This is a genomic window from Endozoicomonas sp. ONNA2 (genome assembly GCF_024606365.1).
Taxonomy (GTDB): Bacteria; Pseudomonadota; Gammaproteobacteria; order Pseudomonadales; family Endozoicomonadaceae; genus Endozoicomonas.
Window position 1 is genome coordinate 1 of record NZ_JAHHPO010000289.1, and the last position, 1,355, is coordinate 1,355.

At 49.7% G+C, this 1,355-nt stretch carries 3 protein-coding genes; 1 reads left to right on the forward strand and 2 read right to left on the reverse strand.

What is annotated here, in order from left to right:
* A partial coding sequence (locus KDK14_RS05075) for a phospholipase B family protein (RefSeq protein WP_257263931.1) occupies window positions 1-817 on the forward strand: 817 nt, incomplete at its 5' end.
* Here KDK14_RS05075 and ilvM read toward each other — a convergent pair.
* Window positions 781-1,062, reverse strand: a complete 282-nt coding sequence (ilvM, locus tag KDK14_RS05080; protein WP_257263932.1) for an acetolactate synthase 2 small subunit — start codon at window positions 1,060-1,062, stop codon at window positions 781-783. The genes KDK14_RS05075 and ilvM overlap by 37 nt on opposite strands.
* On the reverse strand, window positions 1,059-1,355 hold a 297-nt coding region (locus tag KDK14_RS05085), incomplete at its 5' end, for a thiamine pyrophosphate-dependent enzyme (protein WP_257263933.1). The genes KDK14_RS05085 and ilvM, both read right to left, overlap by 4 nt.

Below are 1,355 nucleotides of genomic sequence, written 5' to 3' on the forward strand. Positions count from 1 at the left end.
TAAACTCGCTTTTCAAACAACACCGGGGATGATTGAATTCGGAACAGATTTTTGGATAACGGGTGCAGGTTTGGCGATTGTCGAAACGACATTAGCCAATGTGACCGATTGGCAGGCTGGCGGGATACCCGAGTTTATCCGTGTGCGCCAAGCAAGCCAGTATGGCAACACTATTGATGAATGGGTCAGAATTATGCAATCTGGTAATAATGGAGGTTATGCTAATACCTGGTTAATAGGCGATGTTCATAATAACCGTATTGCCAAATTTGGTCAGGGGCGGGTCTATCAATACTTCAATGAAAAACAATCCGGTTATTTTACCGGTGATAATGTCTCTGTAGATCCCCGACTGCGTTACATAGAAGGCTCAGATACTGATTACAATGATATTCGCCAGCAAGAAGGAGCCCGTCGTTTGCGCTGGATTCAATTGATGCATGCTTACGATGGCAAAATAACGGTTGAAACCGGACAGCGGATGCTTGCTGACGACTACGATGTGTACCTGAATCGGCACGATGCTTCATCAAGAAACATCTGTGCTGAGTATGATAAAGATCCTCAGCCTTTTGTTTCTGATCCCCGTGCGGTATGGAATGTCCCCTTCCAGCCTGCAGGTTCTGTGGATGGTAAAATCGCCAACAGCGAACATATCAGAAAATTAACCATTATTGCCCGTTTTGGCCGGGCCAACGGACGCCCGTTTGATGCCAGAGCATTTGTCAGTGCCCACCAGCAGTGGGCCTGGGAAACTGATTATTTGTCAGATCGCCCAAGTCAGCCCTGGACAACATTTGAGTTTTTCAACCTTTGACTGACGTCATCCCTGTTCAATCTTGTCTCAACAACAACCACATCATGGAGCTTCTCAACCTGCGTCACCAGAAGATGCGCCGGGCGGGAGCTGGAAACGGTCATGCATAGCTCAATTTTGCCACCGCAGTTGGATGGCGTCATGCTCATGGCCTGCAGGGTAAAGCCCCGGTGTCGGATAACCCTGAGTATCCGCTCTACGACATCGGGCTGTTGATGGCATTGTATATGTAGCCGGATACTCATGGGTGTTGCTCCAACATTTCATGGTTAGCGGCTCCCGGTGGCACCAGGGGCCAGACGTTTTCCGCGGCATCGATGCACACATGAAGCAACCATGGGCCATTGACACTCAACATCTCATCCAGTGCAGGCGCTACCTCATCGCGATGGGTCACAGTTCTGCCGCCAATACCAAAGGCCCTGGCCAGCGAGATAAAGTCGGGGTTATCAGAAAGGTCGGTTTCGCTGTAACGACCTTCATAAAACAGTTCCTGCCACTGGCGAACCATGCCCAGCTTCTGGTTATCCAGCACTAC

What these genes read in the sequence shown, in the direction of transcription:
- ilvM (WP_257263932.1), bottom strand. Translation starts at nt 1,062, where the DNA reads ATGAGTATCCGGCTACATATACAATGCCATCAACAGCCCGATGTCGTA.